Consider the following 26,618-nt stretch of genomic DNA (forward strand, 5'->3'; position numbering starts at 1 on the left):
CCACTAGAAGATGAAGCCGCCTGCCCCCGCCCAATCGAGGGCGAAGGAGGGCCAAACGCCCAGGACGAGGGTGATCGCCGCGCCCAGGGTGATCGCCACGGTGGTGAACGCGCCGGGCACGGTCACCGTGGGGCCGTCGGGTGCGGGTTCGCTGAAGTACATGAGCACGATGACCCGCAGGTAGAAGAACGCGGCCACCGCGCTGGCCACCAGGGCCACCACGACGAGGGGTGCGAGACCGTCCTCGATGGCCGCCGCGAACACCACGAACTTGCCCACGAAACCACTCGTCAGGGGGATGCCCGCCAGCGCGAGGAGCAGGAACGTGAAGACGGCCGCGAGCACCGGCGACCTCTTCGCGAGCCCCGCCCACTGCGACAGGTGGGTCGCCTCGCCGTCGGCGTTGCGCACCAGGCTGATCACGCCGAACACGGCGATCGTGGTGAAGCCGTAGGCCAGCAGGTAGAACAGCGTGCCCGACAGGCCCTGCTCGGTCAGCGAGATCGAGCCGATCAGCAGGAAGCCCGCGTGCGCCACCGAGGAGTACGCGACCATGCGCTTCACGTCGGTCTGGGTGAGGCCGAGGACCGCGCCGATGACCATCGAGGCCACGGCGACGCCCCACAGGACGCCCCGCCACTCCCAGTTGGTCCGCTCGAACGCGACCGTCAGCACGCGCAGGATGCCGCCGAAGGCCGCGACCTTCGTGCAGGCCGCCATGAACGCCGTGATCGGCGTCGGGGCGCCCTGGTAGACGTCCGGGGTCCAGGCGTGGAACGGGCCGACGGAGGCCTTGAACAGCAGGCCGACGACCAGCAGGCCGAAGCCCGCGAACAGCAGCGTGTCGGACTTGTCGCTGCCCGCCGTGGCGGTCGCGATGTCGGCCAGCTTCACGGAGCCCGCGTAGCCGTAGAGCAGCGCGAGGCCGTAGAGGAAGAACGCCGAGGCGAACGCGCCGAGCAGGAAGTACTTGACCGCCGCCTCCTGCGAGAGCAGGCGGCGACGACGGGCGAGGCCGCACATCAGGTACAGCGGCAGCGACAGCACTTCCAGGGCGATGAACATCGTCAGCAGGTCGTTCGCCGCGACGAACACCATCATCCCGGAGAGCGCGAACAGCGTCAGCGGGAAGACCTCGGTCTGCATGCCCGTGCGGGACGCCTGGGCGCGGTCCTGGACCGTGCCGGGGCGGACCGCGGCGTCGGCGACGAACGCGCCGCCGGGCTCGACGGACCGGTCCGCGATCAGCAGGACCGAGCCGAACGCGAGCAGGAGCAGCGTGACCCAGAGGAAGATCACCGGCCGGTCGACCGCGATGGCCTCCGACAGCGTGGTGATGCCCTGGGGCTTGTTGTCGTCACCGGCCGCGTAGATGCCGAGCGCGCCGCCGGCGGCGACGAGGGCGAGCATGGTCAGCACGACCTGCGCCGCCCACCGCTGGTGCCTCGGCAGGAAAGCCTCGAACAGCACGGCGACGCAGGCGGCGCCGAGCACGATCAGCACCGGTGCGATGGCGCCGTACAGGATCTCCGGCGGGTCGATCGGCTGAATCTGGGCGAGGAACTTCACGTCACTTGCCTTCCTGCGCGACCGGGTCGATCACGCCGACCTCGCTCAACGTCGCCCCGATCGACGGGGTGATCACGTCCAACACCGGCTTCGGGTAGAACCCGAGCACGAGGATCAGGGCCACGAGCGGCGCCAGCACGGCGAGTTCCCGCTTGTCCAGGTCCTTGATCGCGGAGCGCTCGGGGTCCTTCGCGGTCCCGGGGCCGCCCGCCACGCTCAGCAGTGCCGTGCCGCGCACGGGGCCCTGGAAGACCCGCTGGTAGACCCACAGCACGTACAGGGCGGCCAGCACCATGCCGAGCGTGGAGACGATGGTGAACACCGGCTGGTTGGGGTACGAGCCGATGAGCACCAGGAACTCGCTCACGAACGAGTTCGTGCCGGGCAGCGCCAGCGAGGACAGACCGGCCACGAAGAACAGGCCGCCCAGCACCGGCGTCAGCTTCGCCATGCCGCCGTAGTCCTGGATGAGGCGGGAGCCGCCGCGCGACATCACCATGCCCACGACCAGGAACAGCATGCCGGTCGAGATGCCGTGGTTGACCATGTACAGCACCGCGCCGGTCCCGGCCTGCGAGCTGAAGGCGAAGATGCCCAGCGCGATGAAGCCGAAGTGGGCGATCGAGGTGTACGCGACGAACCGCTTCATGTCCGTCTGGCCGACCGCGAGCAGCGAGCCGTAGATGATGCCGACGACCGCGAGGGACAGCACCACGGGTGCCAGTTCCTTGCTGGCCGCCGGGAACAGCGGCAGGCAGTAGCGCAGGAAGCCGAACGTGCCGATCTTGTCCAGGATGCCGACGAGCAGCACACCGGCGCCGACGGGCGCCTCGGCACCGGCGTCGGGCAGCCACGTGTGCAGCGGCACCAGCGGGGCCTTGATCGCGAACGCGATGAAGAACCCGAGGAACAGCCAGATCTGCGTGGACGTCGGCGCGTCCTTCATGACCGTGACGAGCGTGGCCCAGTCGAGCGTGCCCTGGCCCAGCTTGTCCGCGCTGGTGACGTACAGGCCGATCACCGACGCGAGCATGATCAGCCCGCCGAGCAGCGAGTAGAGGAAGAACTTCATCGCCGCGTACTGCCGGTTCGGGCCGCCGAAGCGGCCGATCAGGAAGTACATCGGGACGAGGACGGCCTCGAAGAACACGTAGAACACGAACACGTCGGTCGCGGCGAACACGCCGACCATGCCGGTCTGCATCGCGAGCAGGAGCGAGAAGAACCCGCTCGCGCTGCGGCCCTCCGGCAGCTTGTCCGACCAGGCGCCGCCGATGACGACGGGCATCAGGAAGGCGATCAGCGCGATCATCACCAGCGCGATGCCGTCGACGCCGAACGACAGGTGCACCCCGAAGGTCGGGATCCACTCGGCCGAACTGGTCAGCTGCAACCGGGCGGTCGACGACGGGTCGTACGCCACCCAGGCGACGACCGCCAGCGCGAGTTCCACGAGCGAGAACCCGAGCGCGACGAACTTCGCGATCCGGTCGTTCCCCCGCAGGAAGGCCACCACCACGCTGCCGACCAGCGGCAGCAGGAGCAGCGCGATCAGCGTCCAGCTCACGAGAACCTCACCATCAGAAGCGCGCCCAGCACGCAGATCGCGCCCAGGAGCATGGAGAGCGCGTACGAGCGCACGAAACCGGTCTGGAGACGGCGCAACCGGCCGGAGCTACCGCCGAGCAGCGCGGCGGTCCCGTTGACGAGGCCGTCGACGCCCTTGTTGTCCACGAACACGAGCGCGCGGGTGAGCCAGGTGCCCGGCCGCGCGAACAGCGCCTCGTTGAGCGCGTTGCCGTACAGGTCGGCGCGCGCGGCGCGGACCGGGAACGACACGCGCAGCGGGCGCTCGGTCGGCTGCGGCTTGCGGCCGAAGAGCAGGAACGCGACCGCGGCGCCGACCACCGAGAGCGCGACGCTCAGGATGGCGACGGTGGTGTGGCCGATCGCGCCGTGGGTCTCCTCCAGCGGGCCGAGCGAGGGCTCCAGCCAGTCCGCGAGGCGGTGGCCGTTCTCCAGGAAGAAGCCCGCTCCGACGGAGCCGACGGCCAGCACGATCATCGGGATCCTCATCGACCACGGCGACTCGTGCGGGTGGTACTCGCGACCGTCCTCGGAGGTCCGGAGCTCCTTCCAGCGCGGCTTGCCCAGGAAGACCAGGATCAGCAGGCGGGTCATGTAGAACGCGGTCAGCGCTGCGCCCAGCAGGGCGACACCGCCGAACACGTACCCGCGCCAGCCCGGCTCGCCGAAGGCGGCCGCGATGATGGCGTCCTTGGAGAAGAAGCCGGAGAACGGCGGGATGCCGATGAGCGCGAGGTAGCCGAGGGCCCACGTCGCGAACGTGATCGGCATGTACTTCGCGAGCCCGCCCATCCGGCGGATGTTGCCCTCGTCGTTCATGCCGTGCATGACCGAACCGGCACCGAGGAAGAGTCCTGCCTTGAAGAAACCGTGCGTCAGCAGGTGCATGATGCCCAGCGCGTAGCCGACCGGGCCGAGGCCGACGGCGAGGATCATGTAGCCGATCTGGCTGACCGTCGAGTACGCGAGGACCTTCTTGAAGTCGTCGTACGCGCAGCCGATGACGCACCCGATCAGCAGCGTGACGCCACCGATGATCATGACGACCAGGCGGCCGTCCGCGCTGAGGTTGTAGATCGGGTTCGAGCGGGCGATGAGGTACACGCCCGCGGTCACCATCGTCGCCGCGTGGATCAGGGCCGACACGGGGGTCGGACCGGCCATCGCGTCCGGGAGCCACGCCTGGAGCGGGAACTGGCCGGACTTGCCGCAGGCGCCGAGCAGGAGCAGCAGCGTGATCGCGAGGATCGAGCCGGACGAGAGCTCGTCCACCCGCGCGAACACGTCGGTGTACTGGGTGGTGCCCAGCTCGTTGAACATGATGAAGATGGCGATGGCGAGACCCAGGTCGCCGACCCGGTTCATCAGGAACGCCTTCTTGGCCGCGGAGGCCGCTTCCGGCTTGTACTGGTACCAGCCGATGAGCAGGTAGGAGGCGAGGCCCACGCCCTCCCAGCCGAAGTACAGGGTCACGAACCCGTTGCCCAGCACCAGGAGCAGCATCGCCGACACGAAGAGGTTCAGGTAGGCGAAGAACTTCCGCCTGCCGTCCTCGTGGGCCATGTAGCCGACCGAGTAGATGTGGATCAACGAGCCGACACCGGTGATCAGGAGCACGAACGTCAGCGACAGCGGGTCGAGCCGCAGGCCGAACTCGACGTCGAGCGCGCCGACCGGGATCCAGTCGAACAGGTGGAGCTCGCTGGTCCGCTCCTCCCCGCTCTGGCCGATGGTCGTGAAGAACAGCGCTAGTCCGTAGCCGAACGCCGCGATGATCGTGGCGCAGCCCAGGAGGTGGCCCCACCTGTCGGCTCGCTTGCCTGCCAGCAGCAGCACGGCCGCACCGAACGCGGGCAGGGCTAGCAGCAACCAGGCGAGACTCGCGAGCCCGCTGGCGGCAACTGGTTCCGTCACCGGTGACCTCTCAGTACTTCAGCAGGTTGGAATCGTCGACCGAGGCCGAGCGACGCGTGCGGAAGATCGACATGATGATCGTCAGGCCCACCACGACTTCGGCGGCGGCCACGACCATCACGAAGAAACCCATCACCTGGCCGTCGAGCTCCCCGTGCATCCGGGAGAACGTGACCAGCGTGAGGTTCACCGCGTTGAGCATCAGCTCGACGCACATGAACACGACGATTGCGTTGCGCCGCACCAGAACGCCCACCGCGCCGAGGCTGAACAGCAGCGCGGACAGGAGCAGGTAGTAGGTCGGGGTCACTTGTCCCCCTCCTTCGACGCGGCGGGACCGGTGAGCGCGTGCGCGTCGGCCTGGTGGGCCGTGCCCGACACCTCGGCGACGTCGTCCGCGAGGCGCTCCTTGGTGGTCGTCTCGATGAGGGCCGACAGCGACTCCTCCGCGACGGAACCGTCGGGCAGCAGCGCGGGCGTGGCCACCGAGTTCGCCGTGGCGAAGACACCGGGGCCGGGGAGGGAGCCGGGGCGGTCGCCCTTGAAGCGCTCCTCGACCAGCTCGCGCTGCGTCTTCTTCAGGCCCTTGCCGTGGCGGTCGGAGTACGCCAGGACCATCGCGCCGACGGCGGCGGTGATCAGCAGCGCCGACGTGAGCTCGAAGACGAAGAGGTACGTCGTGAACAGCGACTCGCCGATGTTGGCGACGTTGCCGCCGCCCGCGGCGTTCACCGCGGCGAGGCCGATCGAGTCGACCCTGGTGAAGGCCTGGGCGAGCGAGCCGACGACCAGACCGGCGAAGCCGACGCCGAGCACGGCGGCGGCGAGCCGCTGCCCGCGCAGCACCTCGACGATCGAGTCCGAGCTGTCCCGCCCGACGAGCATGAGCACGAAGAGGAACAGCATCATGATCGCGCCGGTGTACACGATGATCTGCACGAAGCCGAGGAACGGCGCCTGCTGGACCATGTAGAGGACACCGAGGCTGAGCATCGTCAGCACGAGCCACAGCGCGGAGTGCACGGCGTTGCGGGCGAACAGCATGCCGAGCGCGCCCGCGAGCGACAGCGGTCCGAGGATCCAGAACGCGACGGCCTCACCGGTGGTGATGGTGTCGGCGACCGGGGCCGTGGGCTCGGTCGCGGGCTGAGCCGCGGCGAGGAAGTCCTGCGCCAGGTTGAGGAGGCTCACTGCCCGGCCTCCGACTGGCGCGCGAGCGCGGGCCCGTTCACGTAGTAGTCCTGCTCGTTGTCGCCGAGCCGCATGGGGTGCGGCGGCTGCTCCATGCCGGGCAGCAGCGGGGCGAGCAGGTCCTCCTTCGTGAAGATCAGCTTCTGCCTGCTGTCGTCGGCCAGCTCGTACTCGTTCGTCATGGTGAGCGAACGGGTCGGGCACGCCTCGATGCAGAGGCCGCAGCCGATGCAGCGCAGGTAGTTGATCTGGTAGTCGGCACCGAAGCGCTCGCCGGGGGAATAGCGCTCCTCGTCGGTGTTGTTACCACCTTCGACGAAGATCGCGTCCGCCGGGCAGGCCCACGCGCACAGCTCGCAGCCGACGCACTTCTCCAGCCCGTCCGGGTGCCGGTTGAGCTGGTGCCGCCCGTGGAACCGCGGCGCGGTGACCTTCTTGACCTCGGGGTACTCCTCGGTGACGACCTTCTTGAACATCGTTCCGAAGGTGACGCCGAAGCCCTTGATGGGATCAAACATCCCCATCGCTGGCCTCCTTCGATGCTGTTACCGCAACGGTTTCCTTGGGCAGCTGGGCGACGACCGGGGTGCGCCGCGTCGGTGCCTTGGGGACTTCCAGGTCCAGTGGTGGAACGGGGTAACCGCCGCCGGTGATCGGCACCGCGTTCGGGTCCTCCTCGACCTTGCGGTCCGGCAGGAGCAGCGAGAGCAGCACCAGCACGCCGAGCGCGACGCCCAGGATGATCAGGAACTGGCGCTGGCTGAAGTCGCCCGAGTTGTTCAGCGCGCGCACCAGGGCGACGGCCACGATCCACACGAGGCTGATCGGGACGAGGACCTTCCAGCCCAGCCGCATGAACTGGTCGTAGCGCATGCGGGGCAGCGTGCCGCGCAGCCAGATGAAGAGGAACAGGAAGAACAGCGTCTTGGCGACGAACCAGAGGAGGCCCCACCAGCCGGTGTTCATGAAGTCGCCGCCCCACGGCGCCTGGTAGCCGCCCAGGAACAGCGTCGTGGCGAGCGCGGAGACCGTCACCATGTTCACGTACTCGGCGAGGAAGAACAGCGCGAACTTGAGCGAGCTGTACTCGGTGTGGAAGCCACCGACCAGCTCGGACTCGGCCTCGGGGAGGTCGAAGGGCGCGCGGTTGGTCTCGCCGACCATGGAGATGACGTAGATCGCGAAGCTCGGGAACAGCAGCACCACGAACCAGAGGTTCTGCTGCGCCGCCACGATGTCCGAGGTGGACATCGAGTGCGAGAACATCACGACGCCGACGATCGACAGGCCCATCGCGATCTCGTAGGAGATCACCTGCGCCGCCGAGCGCAGCGCGCCCAGCAGCGGGTACGGCGAGCCGGAGGCCCAGCCGGAGAGCACGATGCCGTAGACGCCGATCGAGGAGCAGGCCAGCACGACGAGGACGCCGACCGGGAGGTCGACGAGCTGGAGGCTGGTGCGCTCGCCGAAGAGCGAGACCTCGCCCGCGATCGGGATGACCGAGAAGGCGACGAACGCCGGGATGCAGGAGATGACCGGTGCGAGGAAGAACACCCACTTGTCCGCGAGGACCGGGCGGATGTCCTCCTTGAACGCCAGCTTCAGGCCGTCCGCCAACGACTGGAGCCAGCCGTTGGGGCCGACCCGGTTGGGGCCGGGTCGCTGCTGCATCCGCGCGACGACCTTGCGCTCCCAGTTGATCATGAACAGCGTCATGACGACGAGGAACGCGAAGATCCCGACGACCTTGATCAGGATGATCCAGATCGGGTCGTCCGCGAGAAGTTCGGCGGTGGTCATGCCTTTCCTCCACTTACCGCCACGAGGGAACCGTGGCCCGCGACGAGGTTGCGGCGCACGGTGACCGGGCCCGAGTTGCCGGGCAGCCAGACCACGCCGTCGGGCAGGTCCGCGACCTCGACGGGCAGCGTCACCGACCCGCGCTCGGTCGCCACGGTGATGTCGGCGCCGAGTTCGAGGCCGAGGTTCACCGCGGTGTTCGCGGACACCTTCGCCACGACCGGGCGGGCGGTGCCCGCGAGGTTCGGCTCGTCGTCCTGGAGCGAGCCGTTGTCCAGCATCCGGCGCCACGTCGCGAGAACGGCCTGGCCCGCCTTCGGCTGCACCAGCAGCGGGGCGGGCACCGTCGGCACGGCCGCGGCCGCCACGTTCGAACCGAGGCGGTCGAGGTCCGCCGCGGCGGCGGCCGGCGTCTGGGTGAACAGGTCGGCGTCCATCTCGACGGCCAGGGTGTCGAGCACCCGGCAGTCCGGCAGCGCGCCGGTGCCTTCGAGCGTGGTGCCGAAGTCGCGGCGGCGGCCTTCCCAGTTCAGGTAGCTGCCCGACTTCTCGACCGCCGGGGCGATCGGGAGGACGACGTCCGCGTGGGCGGTCGCCGCGCTCGGGCGCAGTTCCAGGGAGACCACGAACCCGGCGAACTCCAGCGCCCGCTCGGCGAGGCCGGGGTCCGGCAGGTCGAACGGGTCGACGCCCGCCACGACCAGCGCGTCCAGACCACCGCTCGCGGCGGCGACGAGGATGCCGTTGGTGTCGCGGCCCGCGCGGGTCGGCAGCGCGCCGTCCGGCAGGCCCCAGGCCTTCTCGACCTCGGCGCGGGCGGCGGCGTCGCTGACGAGCCTGCCGCCGGGCAGCAGGTTCGGCACGGCGCCGACCTCCAGCGCACCGCGCTCACCGGCGCGGCGCGGGATCCACGCCACCTTGGCACCGGTGGACTCGGCGAGCCGGGCCACCGCGGAGAACAGTCCGGGCACCTCGGCCGCGCGCTCGCCGACGAGGATCACCGAACCGCTGGCGCCCAGGGCTTCCGCCACGTCCGCCGCGTGCTCGGCCAGGCCGTTCAGCGCGGCGGGCTCCTGGCCGGGAACGCAGGCGAGCAGCGTGCCGAAGGTCTTCTCCACGGCGGGCGAGGTGTACTGGCCCAGGTGGAACACCTTGGTCTTGCGGCGCGCGGCCTTGCGCAGCCTCAGGAAGACGATCGGTGCTTCCTCCTCCGGCTCGAAGGCGACGCACAGGACGGCGGGCGCGGACTCGATGGCCCTGAACGTCACGCCGCCGTTGTCCGGCGTCGTGCCGAGGACGGTGCTGGTGAGGAACTCCAGCTCCTCGGCCGAGTGCGCGCGGGCCCGGAAGTCGACGTCGTTGGTCTTCAGCGCGACGCGGGCGAACTTCGCGTAGGAGTAGGCGTCCTCGACGGTCAGGCGACCGCCGGTGAGCACGCCGACGCCCTTGCCGTCGCGCGCGGCGGCGAGGCCGGTCGCGGCGACCTGGAGCGCCTCGGTCCACGACGTCTCGCGCAGCTCACCGGACCCCGCGTCGCGCACCATCGGGCGCGTGAAGCGGTCGGCGGCGGTCGCGTAGCGGAACGCGAAGCGGCCCTTGTCGCAGATCCACTCCTCGTTGACCTCGGGGTCGTCGCCCGCGAGCTTGCGCTGGACCTTGCCGCGCCGCCAGTCGGTGCGCTCGGCGCAGCCCGACGAGCAGTGCTCGCAGACGCTCGGGGTGGAGATGAGGTCGAACGGGCGGGCCCGGAAGCGGTAGGCCGCGCTCGTCAGGGCACCCACCGGGCAGATCTGGATGGTGTTGCCCGAGAAGTACGACTGGAACGGCTTGCCGTCCGCCACGCCGATCTGCTGCTGCGAACCGCGCTCCAGCAGCTCGATGAACGGGTCGCCCGCGATCTGCGCGGAGAACCTGGTGCAGCGCTGGCAGAGGACGCAGCGCTCGCGGTCCAGCAGCACCTGCGTCGAGATCGGCAGGGGCTTCGGGAACGTGCGCTTGTGCTCGTGGAAGCGGGACTCCGCGCGACCGTGCTTGAGCGCCTGGTTCTGCAACGGGCACTCGCCGCCCTTGTCGCAGATCGGGCAGTCCAGCGGGTGGTTGATGAGCAGCAGCTCCATCACACCCTGCTGGGCCTTGTCCGCGACGGGCGAGGTCAGCTGGGTCTTCACGACCATGCCGTCCGCGACCGTCATCGTGCAGGAGGCCTGGGGCTTCGGCATCGGCCGACCACCCATCTCGACCTCGACGAGGCACTGGCGGCAGGCGCCCGCGGGCTCCAGCAGCGGGTGGTCGCAGAACCGCGGCACGACGATGCCGAGGCGCTCGGCCGTGCGGATCAACAGCTCACCCTTGGGGGCGACGACCTCGAAGCCGTCGATCACGAGCTTGACGTGGCCCTCGGGGACCTCGACCTCGCTCTTCTCCGGTGCCAAAGTCATCAGTGGGCTCCTGCCAACACAGCGGAGTTCTTGTCGCACAGCGCCAGGAACTCGTCCTTGAAGTACTTGATGCCACTGGTGATCGGGCTGACCGCGCCATCGCCCAGCGCGCAGAACGAGCGGCCGAGGATGTTGTCGCAGACGTCGAGCAACGTGTCGATGTCGCTCGCGGTGCCGTTGCCCGCCACCATCCGCTGGAGGATCTGGACCAGCCAGTACGTGCCCTCGCGGCAGGGCGTGCACTTGCCGCACGACTCGTGCTTGTAGAACTCGGTCCACTTCATGACCGCCCACGGGACCGACACGGTCTCGTTGAACAGCTGGAGCGCCGTGGTGCCCAGCATCGACCCGGCCTCGGCCGCGCCCTCGAAGTCGAGCGGCACGTCGAGGTGCTCCGCGGTGAACAGCGGGGTGGACGAGCCGCCCGGCGTCCAGAACTTCAGCGGGATGCCGTCCTTCATGCCACCGGCCAGCTCCAGCAGCTCGCGCAGCGTGGTGCCCATCGGCGCCTCGTACTGGCCGGGCCGCGTGACGTGGCCGGACAGCGAGTAGATCTTCGGGCCGGGCGAGCGCTCGCGCCCCATGGTGCGGAACCAGTCGCTGCCGCCGTTGACGATGAACGGCACGCTGGCGATGGTCTCGACGTTGTTCACCACGGTCGGCGACGCGTAGAGCCCGGCGGTCGCGGGGAACGGCGGCTTCAGCCTCGGCTGGCCGCGCTTGCCCTCCAGCGAGTCGAGCAGCGCAGTCTCCTCGCCGCAGATGTACGCGCCGGCTCCGGCGTGCACGACGACGTCGAGGTCGAAGCCGGTGCCGAGGATGTTCTTGCCCAGGTACCCGGCGGCGTACGCCTCCTGCACGGCCCCGTTGAGCCTGCGGATGCAGTGCAGGGCCTCACCGCGCACGTAGATCGCGGCGAAGTTCGCGCGGATCGCGTACGAGGTGATGATGATGCCCTCGATGAGGGAGTGCGGGTCCGCCATCATCAGCGGGATGTCCTTGCAGGTGCCCGGCTCGCCCTCGTCGGCGTTGATGACGAGGTAGTGCGGCTTGCCGTCGCCCTGCGGGATGAAGCCCCACTTCATGCCCGTGGGGAAGCCCGCGCCGCCCCGGCCGCGCAGGCCGGAGTCCTTGCACTGCTGGATGATCTGGTCCGGGTGCGCGCCGAGGGCCTTGCGCAGCGCGGTGTACCCCTCCAGCTGCTCGTAGGTCTTGATCGTCCACGAGCGCGGCGAGAGCCAGCGCTTCGTGAGGACCGGAGTGAGGCTGTCGACCATGACTCCCCCTACTTCTTTTCCGGGAGGGGCGGGAACGCGACGTCGTCCGCGATGGACGGTGCGGTCCAGCCGTTGTCGGCGGCGATGCGGGCGCCCCGCAGCGTCTCGGCGGCGGCCGACGGACCGTCCAGGTCGGACTCGCGGCCCTCGAAGAACCCGGCGAGCTGGAGCTCCGCCTGGCGGAAGTCGGTGAGCGGAGCGCCGCGCGTCGGCGCGGGCTTCTCCCCGGCCTGCAACGCGGTCACGAGCTCCAGGGCCTTGTCCGGCGTCTGGTTGTCGTAGAACTCGTAGTTCACCTGGAGGACGGGGCCGAGGTCGCAGGCCGCGAGGCACTCGGCGTGCTCCAGCGTGATCGAGCCCGGCGTGCCCGGCTCGCCCGAGGTCTCCTCCTGGCCGAGCGGCCTGCCCTCGCTGCCGAGGTGCTCGCGCAGCTTCGCGAAGATGGCGTCGCCGCCCAGCGCCGCGCACAGGGTGTTCGTGCACACGCTGACCAGGTGCTCACCGCACGGCTTGCGCTTGTACATGGTGTAGAAGGTCGCGACCGCGCTGACCTCGGCGTTGCTCAGGTCGAGCTGGCCCGCGCAGAACGCGATGCCCGCCTGGCTCACGTAGCCCTCGACCGACTGCACGAGGTGCAGCATCGGCAGCAGCGCCGACCGCGACACCGGGTAGCGCGCGACGAGCGCCTGCGCCCGCGCGACGGTGTCCTCGTCGAAGACGCTGAGGTCCACCGTGGACGGGTCCTGCGTTTGAGTCATCGGTCACAACCACCCATCACCGGGTCGATAGAGGCCACCGACGCGATGACGTCGGCGACCATGCCGCCCTCGCACATCGCGGGCATCGACTGGAGGTTCACGAAACTTGGTTCGCGCACGTGCACGCGGAACGGGCGCGTGCCGCCGTCGGAGACCACGTGGTAGCCGAGTTCGCCGCGCGGCGACTCGATCGGCACGTAGACCTGGCCCGCGGGGACGTCGAAGCCCTCGGTCACCAGCTTGAAGTGGTGGATCAGGGACTCCATCGACTGGCCCATGATCTTGCGGACGTGCTCGAGCGAGTTGCCCATGCCGTCCGAGCCGATCGTGAGCTGCGCGGGCCACGCGATCTTGGCGTCCTCCACCATGACCGGACCCGGCTCCAGCCGGTCGACGGCCTGGCGGACGATCCGCAGCGACTGGTGGATCTCCTCGACCCGCATCAGGTACCGCGCGAAGCTGTCGGCCGCGTTCGACGTGGGGACGTCGAAGTCGTAGGTCTCGTAGCCCGAGTACGGCTCGACCTTGCGGAGGTCCCACGGGAGGCCCGCGGACCGCAGGATCGGGCCGGTGATGCCGAGCGCGAGGCACGCGTCGACGGGCAGGTAGCCCACGCCCGCGAGGCGGTTGCGCCAGATCGGCTGCCCGGTGAGCAGCTTGTCGTAGTCCGGGAGCCGCTTGTCCATGACCTTCAGGAACGAGCGGATCTTCTCCACGGCGTCGGCCGGGAGGTCCTGCGCGACACCGCCGGGGCGGATGAACGCGTGGTTCATCCGGAGACCGGTGAGGTGCTCCAGCAGGTGCAGCACCTCTTCGCGCTCGCGGAAGCCCGCGGTCATGCCGGTCAGCGCGCCCAGCTCCATGCCACCGGTGGCGAGCGCCACCAGGTGCGAGCTGATCCGGTTGAGCTCCATGAGCAGGACCCGGATGACCTGGGCCCGCTGCGGCGCCTGCACGCCGAGCAGCTTCTCCACGGCGAGGCAGTAGGCGGCCTCGTTGTGCAGCGGCGCCAGGTAGTCCATGCGCGTCACGAACGTGACGCCCTGGGTCCAGTTGCGGTACTCCAGGTTCTTCTCGATGCCGGTGTGCAGGTAGCCGATCACGGACCGGGCCTGCGTGACCGTCTCGCCCTCCAGCTCCAGCACCAGGCGGAGCACGCCGTGCGTCGACGGGTGCTGCGGGCCGAGGTTCATGACGATGCGCTCGTCACCCGCGGCGTCCGCGAGCACCTCGTCCCAGTCGCCGCCGGTCACCGTGTAGACGGTGCCCTCGGTGGTCTGGCGGGAGTCCGCGACGTCGACGGAGGGGCCCGCGGCGATCGTCGCTGCCTCGTCGGCGTCCGCCTGGCCGGTGGCCCGCGCGTCGGTGTCGCGGCTGTCGCTGCCCTCGGCGCTCGTGTCGGTGCCGGTCGACGCGTCGGCGACCGACCCCGTGTTCACGCGGGTCGCGCCGCCGAGGGACTCCTCGTACGCCTTGTCCGCCGCGTTCGCCTGGTTTTCGCTGCTCACGAGTAAGACCGCCTCTGGTCTGGCGGGGGGATCTCCGCGCCCTTGTACTCCACCGGGATCCCGCCGAGCGGGTAGTCCTTGCGCTGGGGGTGCCCGTCCCAGTCGTCCGGCATGAGGATGCGGGTGAGACCGGGGTGGCCGTCGTAGACGATCCCGAACATGTCCCAGGTCTCGCGCTCCTGCCAGTCCGCCGTCGGGTAGACCGACACGATGCTGGGGACGTGCGCGTCGTCGACGTCGACCGAGACCTCCAGGCGGATGCGCCGCCGGTACGTCATCGAGGTCAGGTGGTAGACGGAGTGCAGCCTGCCCGCGACGGCCTCGCCGTAGTCCACGCCCGACACCGAGCTGCACAGCTCGAAGCGCAGGGCGGGGTCGTTGCGGAGCACGGCGCAGAGCGCCACCAGCTCCTCGCGGCGGACGTACAGGGTGATCTCGCCGCGGTCGATCGTGACCTGCTGGATCACGTCGGCCGGGATGTCCTTCTCCCGCATGGCGCCGAGCAGCTCGTCGACGAACTCGTCGAACCAGCCGCCGTAGGGGCGCTCGGCGGGGGCGGCGACGTACGCGGGCAGGCGGAGACCGCCGAAGCCCGACGTGTCACCGGTGCCCGTGACGCCGAACATGCCCTTGCGCGCCTTGCCGGTCTCCAGCGGCGCCTTGCGCTCGGCAGGCTCCTGGCCACCCGACGGGCGGGCCTCCAGCCCGTCCTCCGCGGGTCGCTGCGCGCTGGAGTTCTCTTCCCCTGGCTCCCTCATCGCCTGCTCACTTCTTCTTCGCGAAACGCTCGGACGACGGCATGAGGTCCGTGGCGTAGCCGCTCTCCAGGAGGGCGGCCGCACGGGCCGCGCCCAGCGGCTCGTCCATGATCTTGGCGTGGATCTTGAGGATCGCGTCGATCAGCATCTCCGGCCGCGGCGGGCAGCCCGGCAGGTACATGTCGACCGGGACCACGTGGTCCACGCCCTGCACGACGGCGTAGTTGTTGAACATGCCGCCGGTCGACGCGCAGACGCCCATCGCGAGCACCCAGCGGGGCTCCGGCATCTGGTCGTAGATCTGCCGCAGCACCGGCGCCATCTTGTTGGTCACGCGACCCGCCACGATCATCAGGTCGGCCTGGCGCGGCGAGGCACGGAAGACCTCCATGCCGAAGCGGGCGAGGTCGTAGCGCGGCCCACCCGTCGTCATCATCTCGATCGCGCAGCAGGCCAGCCCGAAGGTGGCAGGCCACAGCGAGGACTTGCGGGTCCAGTTGACCAGCTTCTCCACGCTGGTCAGCAGGATGCCGTTCGGGAGCTTCTCCTCGAGGCCCATGACTGTCGCCTTCCCCGGTGCTTAGTTCCAGTCGAGGCCGCCGCGACGCCACACGTAGGCGTACGCGAAGCCGACTGTCGCGACGAACAGGGCGATCTCCACCAGCCCGAAGAGGCCGAGCTTGTCCGCGGAGACCGCGAACGGGTAGAGGAACACCATTTCGATGTCGAACAGGATGAAGAGCATGGCCGTCAGGTAGTAGGCGACCGGCATGCGGCCACCGCCCACGATCGGGGCCGGTGAGGGCTCGATGCCGCACTCGTAGGCGTCGAGCTTGGCCCGGTTGTAGCGCCGCGGCCCGATGTACGGCGCGGCCGTCACCGAGAACAGCGCGAACGCGCCGGCAAGTAGGAACATGAATACGAGGGGGAGGTAGGGCTGAAGCACTCTCCGTCGTCCTTTCCTCGCTGTCGCGACACGAGCGAGCCGCTGACCGATCCGCACCCTAAGGGGTGTTCTTGCCCGACTTACCGGTAAGGCACACCTAACAATCCGAGGTCAGCTTGTGAAACAGTTCACAAGCTTGCTCGGGGTCTTGTGAAGTGATTCACAAGACCATCGGCCAGTGTAGAACGTCACACAGAGGTGTCACAGGCACCCCCTCGCAGGGCGCTGACCTGGGCCGGGAGACCTCCTGAGACGCCGGGGCGCACGGCGGGGCGCAACCCGCGAAATGACTGCGACACACGGGTGACGCATTTCCGTGAGTTAGGCATGCCTAAGTCTCAGGTTAGGACTACCTAAGTTTGCGCTATTCGGAGGTATTTCCCGCGACCCCGGCCGCAAAAGCCCAGGTGAACAGCGAGGGAAAGGTGCCGGACCGAGACGGTGGCTTCGGGCTGCACAGAGTGAAGGGCCGGACCGGTGGTCACCGGTCCGGCCCTTCGACAGCGGGTGCTAGGCGCTCGGCGCGAGCTTCGTGGCCGCCGTGATGATGCGGTCGAACGAGTCGCCGTCCTTCGGGTCGTACAGACCGGCGAGGAGCTTGAGGACGAGCTTCATCAGCGTCTTGCGCGGCATGCCGTACTTGGTGGCCGTGCGCATGATCGTCGGGTTGCCGATCAGCTTGCTGAAGATGTTGCCCAGCCGGTAGTAGCTGCCGAGCGACTGCTCGATGCGCGCCGGGTAGCCCGCGAGCGCGTGCTCGCGGCTGAGCCCGGCGGGGCGGGCGAGGGCCTGCACGACGGTCTCGGCCGCGATGCGGGCCGACTCCATCGCGTAACCGATGCCCTCGCCGTTGAACGGGTTCACCATGCCGCCCGCGTCGCCGACGAGCAGCAGGCCGTTGCTGTAGTGCGGCTTGCGGTTGAAGCCCATGGGGAGCGCGGCGCCGCCGATCTTGCTGGTGGCGTTCTCCTCGCGGAAGCCCCACTCCTCGGGCGTGCCGTCGAGCCAGCTCTTCAGCAGCGCGCGGTAGTCGGTCGTGCCGTACGCCTTCGACGTGCTGAGGATGCCGAGGCCGACGTTGACGCTGCCGTCGCCCATGCCGAAGATCCAGCCGTAGCCGGGCAGCAGCTGGGGGTTGGCCGGGTCGCTGCGGTCCCACAGCTCCAGGTGCGACTCCAGGTAGTCGTCCTTGGTGCGCGGGCTCGCGTAGTAGCGGCGCACCGCGACGCCCATCGGCCGGTCGTCGCGCTTCTCGATGCCCGCGCTCAGCGCCAGCCGGGCGCTCACGCCGTCGCACGCCAGGATGAGCGGTGCGCGGTAGGTGACCTGCGTCTTCTCCGGGCCGACCTTCGCGGTGACGCCGACGACCCTGCCGGTGCGCTCGTCCTTCAGTGCACCCGTGACGGTGGTCAGCTCGTGCAGCCGGGCTCCCGCGGCCTTGGCCGTGTTCGCCAGCATCTCGTCGAAGTCCTGCCGGGGCCGCACCACGCCGTAGGGCGGGAACGAGGCCAGGTCCGGCCAGTCCAGCTCCATCGTCACGCCGCCGCCGACGACGCGCAGGCCCTTGTTGTGCAGCCAGCCCGCCTCTTCGCGGGTGTCGATCCCGAGGTCGATGAGCTGCTTCACGCCGCGGGGCGTGAGGCCGTCCCCGCAGACCTTCTCGCGGGGGAAGCTGCTCTTCTCCAGCAGCAGCACGTCCAGGCCCGCGCGTGCCAGGTAGGTCGCGGCCGTGGAGCCCGCGGGCCCCGCCCCGACCACGATCACCTCGGCGTCCTCGCCTGCCTGACGGCGGCTGGGAGTAGTCATCCCGACTCCTTGTGCATCAGTTCACAAACTCCTGTGAGTCTAACCGTGACCTGCTGAGAGGCGCCGGTCCGTCACTCGGGCTTGGTGGCCCGGTGCAGCGCGACCATGCCCCCGGTCAGGTTGAACCAGGCCACGTCGTCCCAGCCGGCCTCGGAGATCAGCTCCCCCAGCGCGCGCTGGTCGGGCCACGCGCGCATCGACTCGGCGAGGTACTGGTAGGCCTCCGGGTTCGACGACACGACCCGGCCGATCAGCGGCAGCAGGCGCAGGAGGTACCGCATGTAGACGAAGCGGAACGGCCGGAGCGTGGGCGTCGACACCTCGCAGATGACGAGCCTGCCGCCGGGGCGCACGACGCGGGCCATCTCCCGCAGGGCGGCGACCGTGTCGGTGAAGTTGCGCAGCCCGAACGAGACCGTGGCGGCGTCGAACACGCCGTCGGCGAACGGCAGGTGCAGCGCGTCGGCCGCGACCTTCGGCACGGGCCGGTGCGCGCCGCCCTGGAGCATCCCGAGCGAGAAGTCCGCGGCCACGCACCAGGCGCCGGAGGAGGCGTACTCCACGGTGGACACGGCGGTGCCCGCGGCGAGGTCGAGGACCTTCTCACCGGGTCGCGCGTCGAGCACCCGGCGGCTCCACTCCCGCCAGCGGCGGTCGAACCCGAGTGTCATCACCGAGTTCGTGCGGTCGTACCCGTTGGCCACGCCGTCGAACATCTCGGCCACTTCGCGCGGGTTCTTGTCCAGACCTGCTCGCGACATGCCAGAAGGGTATGTGACGCCCGGCCACCGCCACCCGGACCCCACGCCCCCGCGGACGTCACGCCGCCCGCCGCACCTCGACGCCCGCCACGGCCCGGTAGTGCCCCAGGAGCTCCCCGCACAGCACCGGCCACGTCCGCCCCCGGACCGACGCCCGAGCGGCCTGTCCGAACCGGCGGCGGCGCACCGGGTCCCGCAGCGCCTCCACCGCGGCCCGCAGGTCCGACGGCTCGCCGGACACCAGGTACCCGGTGCGCCCCGGCTCGACCAGGTCCCTCGGTCCGCCCGCGTCCGGGGCCACCACGGGGACCCCGCTGGCGAGCGCCTCCTGCACGGCCTGGCAGAACGTCTCGTGCGGTCCCGTGTGGACGAAGACGTCCAGGCTGGCGCAGGCCTCGGCGAGGTCGACCCCGGTCCGGAAGCCGAGGAAGGCCGCCCCCGGCAGCGCCCTCCTCAGCGCGGCCTCGTCGGGTCCGCTCCCCACCACCACGACCCGCACGCCCGGCACGCCGTCGAGCGCCGCGAGCCGCTCCACCTCCTTCTCCGGCGACAACCGGCCCACGTAGCCCACGAGCAGCTCACCGGCGGGGGCCAGCGCCCGCCGCAGCGCGTGGTCGCGCCGCTCGGGCCGGAACAGCTCCACGTCCACACCGCGGCCCCACCGGTGCACCCGCGGCACCCCGTGCGACTCCAGCGCCTCCACCGCCCAGGTCGACGGCGCCAGCGTCCGGTCGGCCAGCGAGTGCAGCCGCCGCGTCCACCGCCACGCGGCCCGCGCGGTGAGGCCGAGCCCGTAGCTGCCCGCGAACCCGGCCACGTCCGTCTGGTAGACGGCGACGGTCGGCAGCCCCAGCCGCCGGGCCGCCTGCACGCCGCGGGCCCCCAGCACGAACGGCGAGGCCAGGTGCACCACGTCGGGCCGGAACTCGGCCAGCGCCGTCAGCACCCTGCGGGTCGGCACGCCCACCGGCAGCGAACTGACCCTCGGCAGGTCCACGGCCGGGACGCGCACGACGGGTGTCCCCCGGTAGCTGTCGTCACCCGCCCCCGGCGCGATCACCAGCGCCGGACCCGGCAGGTTCTCCAGGACGCGGAGGACGGAGTTGGTGACCCCGTTGACGCGGGGCAGGAAGCTCTCGGTGACGATCGCTACGCGCACCGGCCCACCGTGGCGGGCCAACACCACCGGGGCGTGTCACGGCGGGGAACGCCCGCCGAACGTCTCCCGACGCGGACACCGTTGACCAGGTGATCGTCGTCCGGCCACCTGGTGGACGCGTGTCGGACATCCGCGGGGCCGAAACTAGCTCGGCATGACCGTCTTGTCGTCCAGGCCCGCCCAGCCCGTCGATCCCGCGCTCGTGTCGATCGCGCTGGAGGTCGCGGGGCGCCTCGCGAACGACGCCTCCGACGTGATCACGGCCACCGCCGGGCGGGGTGCGCGACCGGACGACGACGAGTCGCCCTTCGACTGGGTGACCGACACCGACCACACCCTCGAACGGCACACCCGACGCGTGCTGACCTCGGAGTTCCCGAGGATCCCGGTGTTCTGCGAGAACGTGGACGTGCCCTTCGAGGCGGAGTTCCGCTGGGTCGTGGACCCGATCGACGGGACCGCCAACTACGTGGCCGGGGTGCCGTGGTGCGCCTACAGCCTGGCGCTGGTGGACCGGTGGGGGCCGGTCGTCGGGGTGGTCGCCGACCCCTACCGGTCGCAGATCTACGCGGCGGCGCGCGGTCGGGGGATGCGCGCCAACGGGGAGCCCGTGAAGCTGGGCACCCAGTCCACCAGTCCGATCGTGTGCACCGAGATGACCCGCAGCGGGCCGTGGCCGGGGATGGGCGAGTTCATCACCCGCGCGGCCTCGTCGGGCACCGGCGTGCGGGTGCTGGGGTCGAAGGCGCTGGCCGTGGCGCAGGTGGCGCTGGGGCACGCCGCCGCGGCGGTGCTGCACGGGTACCACGAGTGGGACGTGGCAGGCGCCGTGGCGCTGGCCGTGGAGTCCGGGGCCGCCGTGCTGGACCGGCGCGGCGAGGGTGACCCGCTGCCGGTGGACGGGCTGCTGGTCGCCGCGCCCGAGGTGGCGGACGAGGTGCTCGGCTGGTGGCAGGCCGCCCTGCGGCCCTAGGCCCCCAGGCTGGGGAGCTGCTGCTCCAGGAACTCCAGGTCCGTGCGGGCTCGGTCCAGTTCGGGTCGGTCGAACATCTTCAGCGCCACCCGGCCCACCTCGGCCTCGAACGCCGCGAAGTCGCGGGCCGCCGCGAAGAGCCGCTGGGACGCCGGGTGGTTCTCCTCGACGGCGCCCATCGCCCTGGCCAGCCGGGCGATGCCCCGGACGTCGTCCAGCTCGGCCTCGAACTGGGCCGCGATCCGGGACATCCACTCCTTCGCCGGTGACTCGGGGACCGTGTCCACCACGGCGAGCACGCGGCGCACGGACTCCTCGCAGCGGGCCACCACCTTCGACCACTGGTCGGCCGGGGTGGCGGGCACGTAGAGGGGGCGCGGCTGCGGCGGAGGTGGCGGGGGCGGCAGGAGGACCCGCTGGTTGGACCTGCGGATGCTGCCCACCAGCAGGCCGAGCAGCGTGCCGGGGATGCCGCCCAGCGGGACCGAGACGATCAGCGCGGCCACCAGGGAGGCGACGACGCTCCCGCTCTCGTTCGACGGCGCGACCAGCATGAGGGTGAACAGCGTGAACATCACCGCGATGCCGATCGCCAGCCCACCGAGCACCGATCTCGCCATGACTCCCATCTCCCGATACTGCCACGTGAGACGGGAGTCAGGCGTCGAAATCGACCGTGACCCCGGTCGTGGTCGGCGTGGCCTGGCAGGTGAGGACGAAGCCGGCCTCCACCTCGCGTGGCTCCAGGGCGTAGTTGCGGCGCATCTCGACCTCGCCGTCCACGACGAGAGCGCGGCACGTGCCGCAGACGCCGCCCTTGCAGGCGAACGGGAGGTCGGAGCGGACGCGCTGGGCCGCGTCCAGGATGGCCACGTCCGGCGGCACGGGCACGGTGGTCACGCGGCCGTCCAGGATGACGGTGACCTCGGCCGCCTCCGCGAGCACGGCAGTGTCCTCCGCCCTGCGCGGGGCGGGCGGGGGCTCGTCGACGTAGAACAGCTCGTGGTGGACCCGCTCCGGCCCGACACCGCGCTCGGCGAGCACGGCCCTGGCGTCCTGGACCATCTCGTACGGGCCGCAGAGCCACCAGTGGTCGACGTCGGCGGCGGGCACGACCGTGCCGAACAGGGCGCGGAGCTTGTCCGCGTCCAGCCTGCCGGTGAACAGCTCCACGTCGCGCGGCTCGCGGGACAGGACGTGGACGAGCTGGAGCCTGGCCCGGTGGCGGTCCTTCAGGTCGGCCAGCTCCTCCGCGAACATCACGGTGTCGGTGCGGCGGTTGCCGTACAGCAGCGTCACGCGCGCGCCGCCCGCCAGGACCGTGGCGGCGATCGACAGCGCGGGCGTGATGCCCGAGCCCGCCACGACGAACGCGTGGTGCTCACCACCGTCCGGCGTGAAGGTCCCCTGCGGCGGCAGGACCTCCAGGACGTCACCCGCGCGCAGCTCGTCGACGAGGTGGCCGGAGAAGAGGCCGCCCTCGACGCGGCGGACCCCGATGCGCGGCGCGGAGCCGACGGCGGCGCAGATCGAGTACGAGCGGCGCTCGTCGCCGCGCTTGATCGTCAGGTACTGGCCCGCGGTGAACGCGAACTCCTCCGCCAGCTCGGCGGGGACGGCGAAGGTGACGGCGACGGCGTCGTCGCACAGCCGGTCGACGGCGGCCACGGTCAGCGCGTGGAACGTCGTGCGGCGGCGGGTGGGCGCGGAGGCCGTCACTAGATCTCCTTGACGTGCTCGAAGGGTTCGGCGCAGTCCTCGCAGCGGCGCAGCGCCTTGCAGGCCGTGGAGCCGAACCGGGACAGCTCGGTGGTGCGCGGCGACCCGCAGCGGGGGCACGGCACGCGCCGCGACGGCGGCGTGAGGTTGAGCGGCACGGGGCCCGCGACCTTCGGCCCGATGCGGTTCGGCGGGGCGATGCCGTGCTCGGTGAGCTTGCGGCGGCCGTCGTCGCTGATCCAGTCCGTCGTCCACGCCGGGTGCAGCGAGGTGCGCACCTCGACCTCGGCGTACCCGGCGCTGGTCAGGGCCCGGCGCAGGTCGGCGCCCATCTCGTCGATCGCCGGGCAGCCCGAGTAGGTCGGCGTGATGGTGACGAGCACGCGGCCGTCGGACTCCGACACGTCGCGCAGCACACCCAGGTCGGCCAGCGTCAGCACCGGCAGCTCCGGGTCGCGGACCTGCTCGGCGATCTCCCTGGCCGTGGTCACCACACCGCTCCCGGCAGCGACCGGTGCAGGTGCTGCATCTCGGCGACCAGGAAGCCCATGGCCTCGGTGTGCACGCCGTCGCGGCCCGCCCGTCCGGCGACGAACGCCGCCGGGACCGGCTCGGGCCTGGCCAGCCCCGCCGCCTCGAACACGGCGTCCAGCACACCGTCCACTTCGGACCGCAGCTCGCCGGGGTCGACGGCAACCCCGGCCAGCCGCGCCTCGACGGCGTTGGTGTGGAACAGCTCGTCGACGAACGGCCACACGCGGGCGACGGCCGCGACCATCCGGCGGTGCGACTCCTCGGTGCCGTCACCGAGCCGCACGGCCCACTGGGCGGCGTGGTCGCGGTGGTAGGCCAGTTCCTTGAGGCCCTTGGCGGCGACGGCCGCGAGCACCGGGTCCGCGCTGCCGCGCAGCCGGGAGAACTGGGCGACCTTCCACGACGAGAACACCAGCAGCCGCACGACGGTCGTGGCGAAGTCGCCGCCGGGCCCTGGGCCGCAGTCGATCTCGGCGAGGTGCACGTTGCGGAACTCGCGCTCGTCGCGCAGGTACGCCAGCGCGTCCTCGTCGCGGCCCTCGCCCTCGACCTCGCCCGCGCGGGTGAGCAGCAGGCGGGCCTGGCCGAGCAGGTCCAGCGCGATGTTGGCCAGCGCGATGTCCTCCTCCAGCTCCGGCGCGCGCGAGCACCACTCGGCCAGGCGCTGGGAGAGGACCAGGGCGTCATCGCCGAGCATCAGGCAGTAGGCGACGAGGTCGGCGCGGTCGACGGTGGCCGGGACCTCGCGGTCCACGCCCTCCAGCGGCGCGCTGAAGCCGGTGCCGAAGGCCCAGTGCGAGTCCTCGTGGTCGATCAGGGACTCGTAGGCGTTGTCGAAGCTCATGGCGCCTCCTCCACGGCGAGAGCGGCGGGGCTCACAGGTGCGGCACGTCGTCGGGGATGGCGTAGAACGTGGGGTGCCGGTAGACCTTGTCGCCGCTGGGCGCGAAGAACGGGTCCTTCTCGTCCGGCGAGGACGCGGTGATGGCCTCGGCGGGCACCACCCAGATCGACACGCCCTCGTTGCGCCGGGTGTAGACGTCGCGCGCGTTGCGGACGGCCATCTCGGCGTCCGGCGCGTGCAGCGACCCGACGTGCACGTGGTTCAGCCCGCGCTTGCCGCGCACGAAGACCTCCCACAGCGGCCACGACGCGCTCATGCCACACCCTCCTGCGCCTGACGGGCCTTGGCGGCGTGCGCCGCGGCGGCCTCCCGGACCCACGCGCCGTCCTCGTGCGCCTTGCGGCGGTGGGCGACGCGCTGGCTGTTGCACGGCCCGTGACCGCCGACGACCTGCCAGAACTCGTCCCAGTCCGGCTGGCCGAAGTCGTGGTGCCCGCGCTCGTCGTTCCACTTCAGCTCGGGGTCGGGGAACGTGACGCCGAGCTTCGCCGCCTGCGGCACCGACATGTCCACGTACTTCTGCCGCAGCTCGTCGTTGGTGTTGCGCTTGATCCGCCACGCCATCGACTGCTCGGTGTTGGAGCTCTCGGAATCGGGCGGGCCGAACATCATCAGCGACGGCCACCACCAGCGGTCGACCGCGTCCTGCACCATGTCGCGCTGCGCCCGCGTTCCCCGCATCATGGTCATCAGCAGTTCGTAGCCCTGCCGCTGGTGGAAGGACTCCTCCTTGCAGATGCGGATCATGGCCCGCGCGTACGGGCCGTACGAGGTGCGGCACAGCGGCACCTGGTTGCAGATGGCCGCGCCGTCGACCAGCCAGCCGATCACACCCATGTCCGCGAACGTCAGCGTCGGGTAGTTGAAGATCGAGGAGTACTTCTGCTTGCCGTCGACCAGCTTCTCGGTCAGCTCACCGCGGTCCGCGCCGAGCGTCTCGGTCGCGGCGTAGAGGTACAGCCCGTGACCGGCCTCGTCCTGCACCTTCGCCAGCAGGATGGCCTTGCGGCGCAACGAGGGCGCGCGGCTGATCCAGTTGCCCTCCGGCTGCATCCCGATGATCTCGGAGTGCGCGTGCTGGGCGATCTGCCGGATCAGCGTCTTGCGGTAGCCGTCCGGCATCCAGTCGCGGGGTTCGATCCGCGCTTCGGACGCCACCGCGTGCTCGAAGCGCGCCACCAGGTCATCCACCATGTGGACGATGTTACACCTGAACGACCGTTTCGGGAGAAACTGTCACAAATGGCGGAGCCCTCTCCGGGTGAACCACATCGCCGGGATCAGCACGGCCCACACGACCAGCAGGAACGTCGAGACGGGCAGCACCGCGAGCGAGGCGTCCCGGCCCCAGACCCGAGCCAGCTCGGTGTTCGTCGTGTCGTACTCGATGCGCACGAGCTGACCGACCTCCAGCCCCTCGGGGTACAGCACGCCCTGCGACGGGCTCTGCACCTTGCCGTCGGGGGTCCCGAACCTGATCACCGTGCGGTTGAAGGCGACGGACACCACCTCCGCGGTGGCGTTGCCGAGGTTCGCCTCGATGGACCGGTCGTCGGTCCAGACCGCGGCCATCAGCAGGACCGCCACGAGGGTCACCACCCCGCCGACCACCAGCAACGCACGGGCGACGCCCCGCCGGACCCGGACCCCGAGGGGAGCCCGCTGACTGGTCTGCACTGCGTCTTCCACCACAGCTGAGGAGTCTAGAGCCGCCTGGAGGAGGAATCTCAGGAGTGAGTCCATACCCTCGAAGCGTGACCACCGCACCAGCGTCGCGAACCCGACAACGTCTGCGCGTCCGCACCGCGCGTGCGACGGGTGAGGACCTGCTCGCCAGGCTCCCCCGCCCGGACAACGCGCTCGCCTGGGTCAGGGACGGATCAGGCCTGGTGGGATGGGGTGAGGCGGCGCGGTTCGAGGCGTCCGGCCCCGACCGGTTCGCCGAAGCCGACCGCTGGTGGCGGGACTTCACGGCCGCGGTGGACGTCCAGGACGAGGTCGGCCAGCCCGGCTGCGGGCCGGTCGCGTTCGTGAGCATGGCGTTCGCCGACGAACCCGGCCACTCCGTCCTGGTGGTGCCCGAGGTCGTGCTCGGCACCCGCGACGGGCGCAGCTGGGTCACCACGATCGGCCACGCGACCCCGTCCGACGTCACCCCGGTCCGCAGGCCGTCCACGGTCCGCTACTCCGACGGGCAGCTCTCGGTCACCGACTACCGCGGGGCCGTCGCGACGGCCGTGGCGCGGATGCGCGACAGCGAACTGGACAAGGTGGTGCTCGCGCACGACCTGCTGGCCGTCGCGGACGTGCCGATCGACCACCGGTTCGTGCTGGAGGGCCTGGCCAGGCGCTACCCGGAGTGCTGGGTCTACGCCGTGGACGGCCTGCTCGGCGCCACCCCGGAGCTGCTGCTGCGGCGCACCGGCGAACTGGTCGACTCGCGGGTGCTCGCGGGCACGACGTGGCCGCACGACGGCATGTCCGACGAGGAGCTGGAGGCGGCGCTGCTGTCGTCGGCGAAGAACCTGGAGGAGCACGACTACGCGATCCGCTCGCTCGCGGACACGTTGAAGCCGTTCTGCACGACCATGTCCGTGGAAGGCCCGTCGGTGCTGCGGCTGCCGAACGTGTCGCACCTGTCCAGCGACGTGATCGGCACGCTGAGCGGTTCGCCGTCGCTGCTGCGGCTCGGCGAGGCGCTGCACCCGACGGCCGCGGTCGGCGGCACGCCCCGCGCCGAAGCGATCCGCGTCATCGAGGAGCTGGAGGGCATGGACCGCGGCCGGTACGCCGGCCCGGTCGGCTGGATCGACGGCAACGGCGACGGCGAACTCGGCATCGCGCTGCGGTGCGCCAGGGTGGAGGGCAACACGGCCCGGCTGTTCGCGGGCTGCGGGCTCGTGGCGGAGTCCGATCCGGACAGCGAGGTGTGCGAGGCGCACGCCAAGATGCGGCCGATGCGGGACGCGCTCGAAGGCCGCTAGACCCGACGAGACCGCCGTGGCGCTCGGTGGGG

General features: G+C 70.7%; 26 protein-coding genes. 2 read left to right on the plus strand and 24 right to left on the minus strand.

The features are described from left to right. Positions 1–3: 3 nt before the first annotated feature. The 17 genes from nuoN to VFZ92_RS35475 all read right to left on the minus strand — a co-directional run bounded on the left by nuoN (position 4) and on the right by VFZ92_RS35475 (position 19,472). The gene (gene nuoN, locus VFZ92_RS35395; protein ID WP_330881150.1) at positions 4–1,569 is read right to left on the minus strand and encodes an NADH-quinone oxidoreductase subunit NuoN; all 1,566 of its coding nucleotides are present in this window, start codon (positions 1,567–1,569) and stop codon (positions 4–6) included. 1 nt (position 1,570) lies between these two features. Further along, the gene (locus VFZ92_RS35400; RefSeq protein ID WP_330881152.1) at positions 1,571–3,136 is read right to left on the minus strand and encodes an NADH-quinone oxidoreductase subunit M; all 1,566 of its coding nucleotides are present in this window, start codon (positions 3,134–3,136) and stop codon (positions 1,571–1,573) included. Next, entirely contained in the window at positions 3,133–5,070 is a 1,938-nt protein-coding gene (nuoL, locus tag VFZ92_RS35405; protein WP_330881154.1) for an NADH-quinone oxidoreductase subunit L, read from the minus strand. Before nuoL ends, VFZ92_RS35400 begins: the two co-directional genes overlap by 4 nt. Positions 5,071–5,080: 10 nt before the next feature. Further along, positions 5,081–5,380 carry an NADH-quinone oxidoreductase subunit NuoK gene (gene nuoK, locus VFZ92_RS35410; RefSeq protein WP_106187055.1) on the minus strand — a complete coding sequence of 100 codons (300 nt, stop codon included), beginning with the start codon at positions 5,378–5,380 and terminating at the stop codon, positions 5,081–5,083. Continuing rightward, positions 5,377–6,180: an NADH-quinone oxidoreductase subunit J gene (locus VFZ92_RS35415; protein ID WP_330881265.1), complete on the minus strand. Its 804-nt coding sequence runs from the start codon at positions 6,178–6,180 to the stop codon at positions 5,377–5,379. Before VFZ92_RS35415 ends, nuoK begins: the two co-directional genes overlap by 4 nt. Before the next feature lie 77 nt (positions 6,181–6,257). Then, positions 6,258–6,785, minus strand: a complete 528-nt coding sequence (gene nuoI, locus VFZ92_RS35420) for an NADH-quinone oxidoreductase subunit NuoI (RefSeq protein WP_259629831.1) — start codon at positions 6,783–6,785, stop codon at positions 6,258–6,260. Further along, complete coding sequence (nuoH, locus tag VFZ92_RS35425; RefSeq protein WP_330881159.1) at positions 6,772–8,061, minus strand: NADH-quinone oxidoreductase subunit NuoH; 1,290 nt, start codon at positions 8,059–8,061, stop codon at positions 6,772–6,774. Before nuoH ends, nuoI begins: the two co-directional genes overlap by 14 nt. Then, positions 8,058–10,499 (minus strand): NADH-quinone oxidoreductase subunit G, encoded by a 2,442-nt coding sequence (locus VFZ92_RS35430; RefSeq protein ID WP_330881161.1) that lies wholly within the window; start codon positions 10,497–10,499, stop codon positions 8,058–8,060. Before VFZ92_RS35430 ends, nuoH begins: the two co-directional genes overlap by 4 nt. Next, a complete protein-coding gene (gene nuoF, locus VFZ92_RS35435) occupies positions 10,499–11,776 on the minus strand; it encodes an NADH-quinone oxidoreductase subunit NuoF (protein WP_330881163.1) in 1,278 nt (425 codons plus the stop codon). The genes VFZ92_RS35430 and nuoF overlap by 1 nt, the downstream gene beginning before the upstream one ends. Before the next feature lie 8 nt (positions 11,777–11,784). Beyond that, positions 11,785–12,534: an NADH-quinone oxidoreductase subunit NuoE gene (gene nuoE, locus VFZ92_RS35440; RefSeq protein ID WP_330881165.1), complete on the minus strand. Its 750-nt coding sequence runs from the start codon at positions 12,532–12,534 to the stop codon at positions 11,785–11,787. Next, positions 12,531–13,973 (minus strand): NADH-quinone oxidoreductase subunit D, encoded by a 1,443-nt coding sequence (locus VFZ92_RS35445; protein ID WP_330881267.1) that lies wholly within the window; start codon positions 13,971–13,973, stop codon positions 12,531–12,533. Before VFZ92_RS35445 ends, nuoE begins: the two co-directional genes overlap by 4 nt. A 65-nt stretch (positions 13,974–14,038) precedes the next feature. Next, positions 14,039–14,800 carry an NADH-quinone oxidoreductase subunit C gene (locus tag VFZ92_RS35450; protein ID WP_330881167.1) on the minus strand — a complete coding sequence of 254 codons (762 nt, stop codon included), beginning with the start codon at positions 14,798–14,800 and terminating at the stop codon, positions 14,039–14,041. A gap of 7 nt (positions 14,801–14,807) precedes the next feature. After that, positions 14,808–15,359 (minus strand): NuoB/complex I 20 kDa subunit family protein, encoded by a 552-nt coding sequence (locus tag VFZ92_RS35455; RefSeq protein ID WP_259629824.1) that lies wholly within the window; start codon positions 15,357–15,359, stop codon positions 14,808–14,810. Between the two features lie 21 nt (positions 15,360–15,380). Beyond that, positions 15,381–15,746: an NADH-quinone oxidoreductase subunit A gene (locus VFZ92_RS35460; RefSeq protein ID WP_106187047.1), complete on the minus strand. Its 366-nt coding sequence runs from the start codon at positions 15,744–15,746 to the stop codon at positions 15,381–15,383. A 510-nt stretch (positions 15,747–16,256) separates the two neighbouring features. Then, positions 16,257–17,552, minus strand: a complete 1,296-nt coding sequence (locus VFZ92_RS35465; protein WP_330881170.1) for a geranylgeranyl reductase family protein — start codon at positions 17,550–17,552, stop codon at positions 16,257–16,259. A 71-nt stretch (positions 17,553–17,623) separates the two neighbouring features. Further along, positions 17,624–18,313 (minus strand): demethylmenaquinone methyltransferase, encoded by a 690-nt coding sequence (locus tag VFZ92_RS35470; protein WP_330881172.1) that lies wholly within the window; start codon positions 18,311–18,313, stop codon positions 17,624–17,626. A gap of 58 nt (positions 18,314–18,371) precedes the next feature. Next, positions 18,372–19,472 (minus strand): glycosyltransferase family 1 protein, encoded by a 1,101-nt coding sequence (locus VFZ92_RS35475; RefSeq protein ID WP_330881174.1) that lies wholly within the window; start codon positions 19,470–19,472, stop codon positions 18,372–18,374. A gap of 154 nt (positions 19,473–19,626) precedes the next feature. Between VFZ92_RS35475 and VFZ92_RS35480 the strand changes: the two genes are divergently transcribed. Then, positions 19,627–20,445, plus strand: coding sequence for an inositol monophosphatase (locus VFZ92_RS35480; protein ID WP_330881176.1), 819 nt, complete (start codon positions 19,627–19,629; stop codon positions 20,443–20,445). Here VFZ92_RS35480 and VFZ92_RS35485 read toward each other — a convergent pair. From VFZ92_RS35485 to VFZ92_RS35515, 7 genes are read right to left on the minus strand one after another with little or no spacing between them, the layout of a single operon-like run. Beyond that, a complete protein-coding gene (locus tag VFZ92_RS35485; RefSeq protein ID WP_330881178.1) occupies positions 20,442–21,065 on the minus strand; it encodes a hypothetical protein in 624 nt (207 codons plus the stop codon). The two genes, VFZ92_RS35480 and VFZ92_RS35485, sit on opposite strands and share 4 nt — an antisense overlap. Positions 21,066–21,102: 37 nt before the next feature. Then, complete coding sequence (gene paaE / locus VFZ92_RS35490) at positions 21,103–22,164, minus strand: 1,2-phenylacetyl-CoA epoxidase subunit PaaE (protein ID WP_330881180.1); 1,062 nt, start codon at positions 22,162–22,164, stop codon at positions 21,103–21,105. Further along, positions 22,164–22,655: a 1,2-phenylacetyl-CoA epoxidase subunit PaaD gene (gene paaD / locus VFZ92_RS35495; RefSeq protein WP_414720102.1), complete on the minus strand. Its 492-nt coding sequence runs from the start codon at positions 22,653–22,655 to the stop codon at positions 22,164–22,166. The genes paaE and paaD overlap by 1 nt, the downstream gene beginning before the upstream one ends. Beyond that, a complete protein-coding gene (paaC, locus tag VFZ92_RS35500) occupies positions 22,652–23,542 on the minus strand; it encodes a 1,2-phenylacetyl-CoA epoxidase subunit PaaC (protein WP_330881184.1) in 891 nt (296 codons plus the stop codon). The genes paaD and paaC overlap by 4 nt, the downstream gene beginning before the upstream one ends. 31 nt (positions 23,543–23,573) lie before the next feature. Next, complete coding sequence (gene paaB, locus VFZ92_RS35505) at positions 23,574–23,858, minus strand: 1,2-phenylacetyl-CoA epoxidase subunit PaaB (protein WP_330881186.1); 285 nt, start codon at positions 23,856–23,858, stop codon at positions 23,574–23,576. Then, entirely contained in the window at positions 23,855–24,796 is a 942-nt protein-coding gene (gene paaA, locus VFZ92_RS35510; protein WP_330881188.1) for a 1,2-phenylacetyl-CoA epoxidase subunit PaaA, read from the minus strand. Before paaA ends, paaB begins: the two co-directional genes overlap by 4 nt. A 42-nt stretch (positions 24,797–24,838) precedes the next feature. Further along, positions 24,839–25,294, minus strand: coding sequence for a DUF3592 domain-containing protein (locus VFZ92_RS35515; RefSeq protein WP_330881190.1), 456 nt, complete (start codon positions 25,292–25,294; stop codon positions 24,839–24,841). Positions 25,295–25,356: 62 nt separating this feature from the next. On the opposite strand from VFZ92_RS35515, the gene VFZ92_RS35520 reads away from it, so the two are divergent. Further along, positions 25,357–26,586 carry an isochorismate synthase gene (locus VFZ92_RS35520; RefSeq protein WP_330881192.1) on the plus strand — a complete coding sequence of 410 codons (1,230 nt, stop codon included), beginning with the start codon at positions 25,357–25,359 and terminating at the stop codon, positions 26,584–26,586. The last annotated feature ends 32 nt before the right edge of the window (positions 26,587–26,618 follow it).

Source organism: Umezawaea sp., assembly GCF_036375055.1.
Classification (GTDB): Bacteria; Actinomycetota; Actinomycetes; order Mycobacteriales; family Pseudonocardiaceae; genus Umezawaea.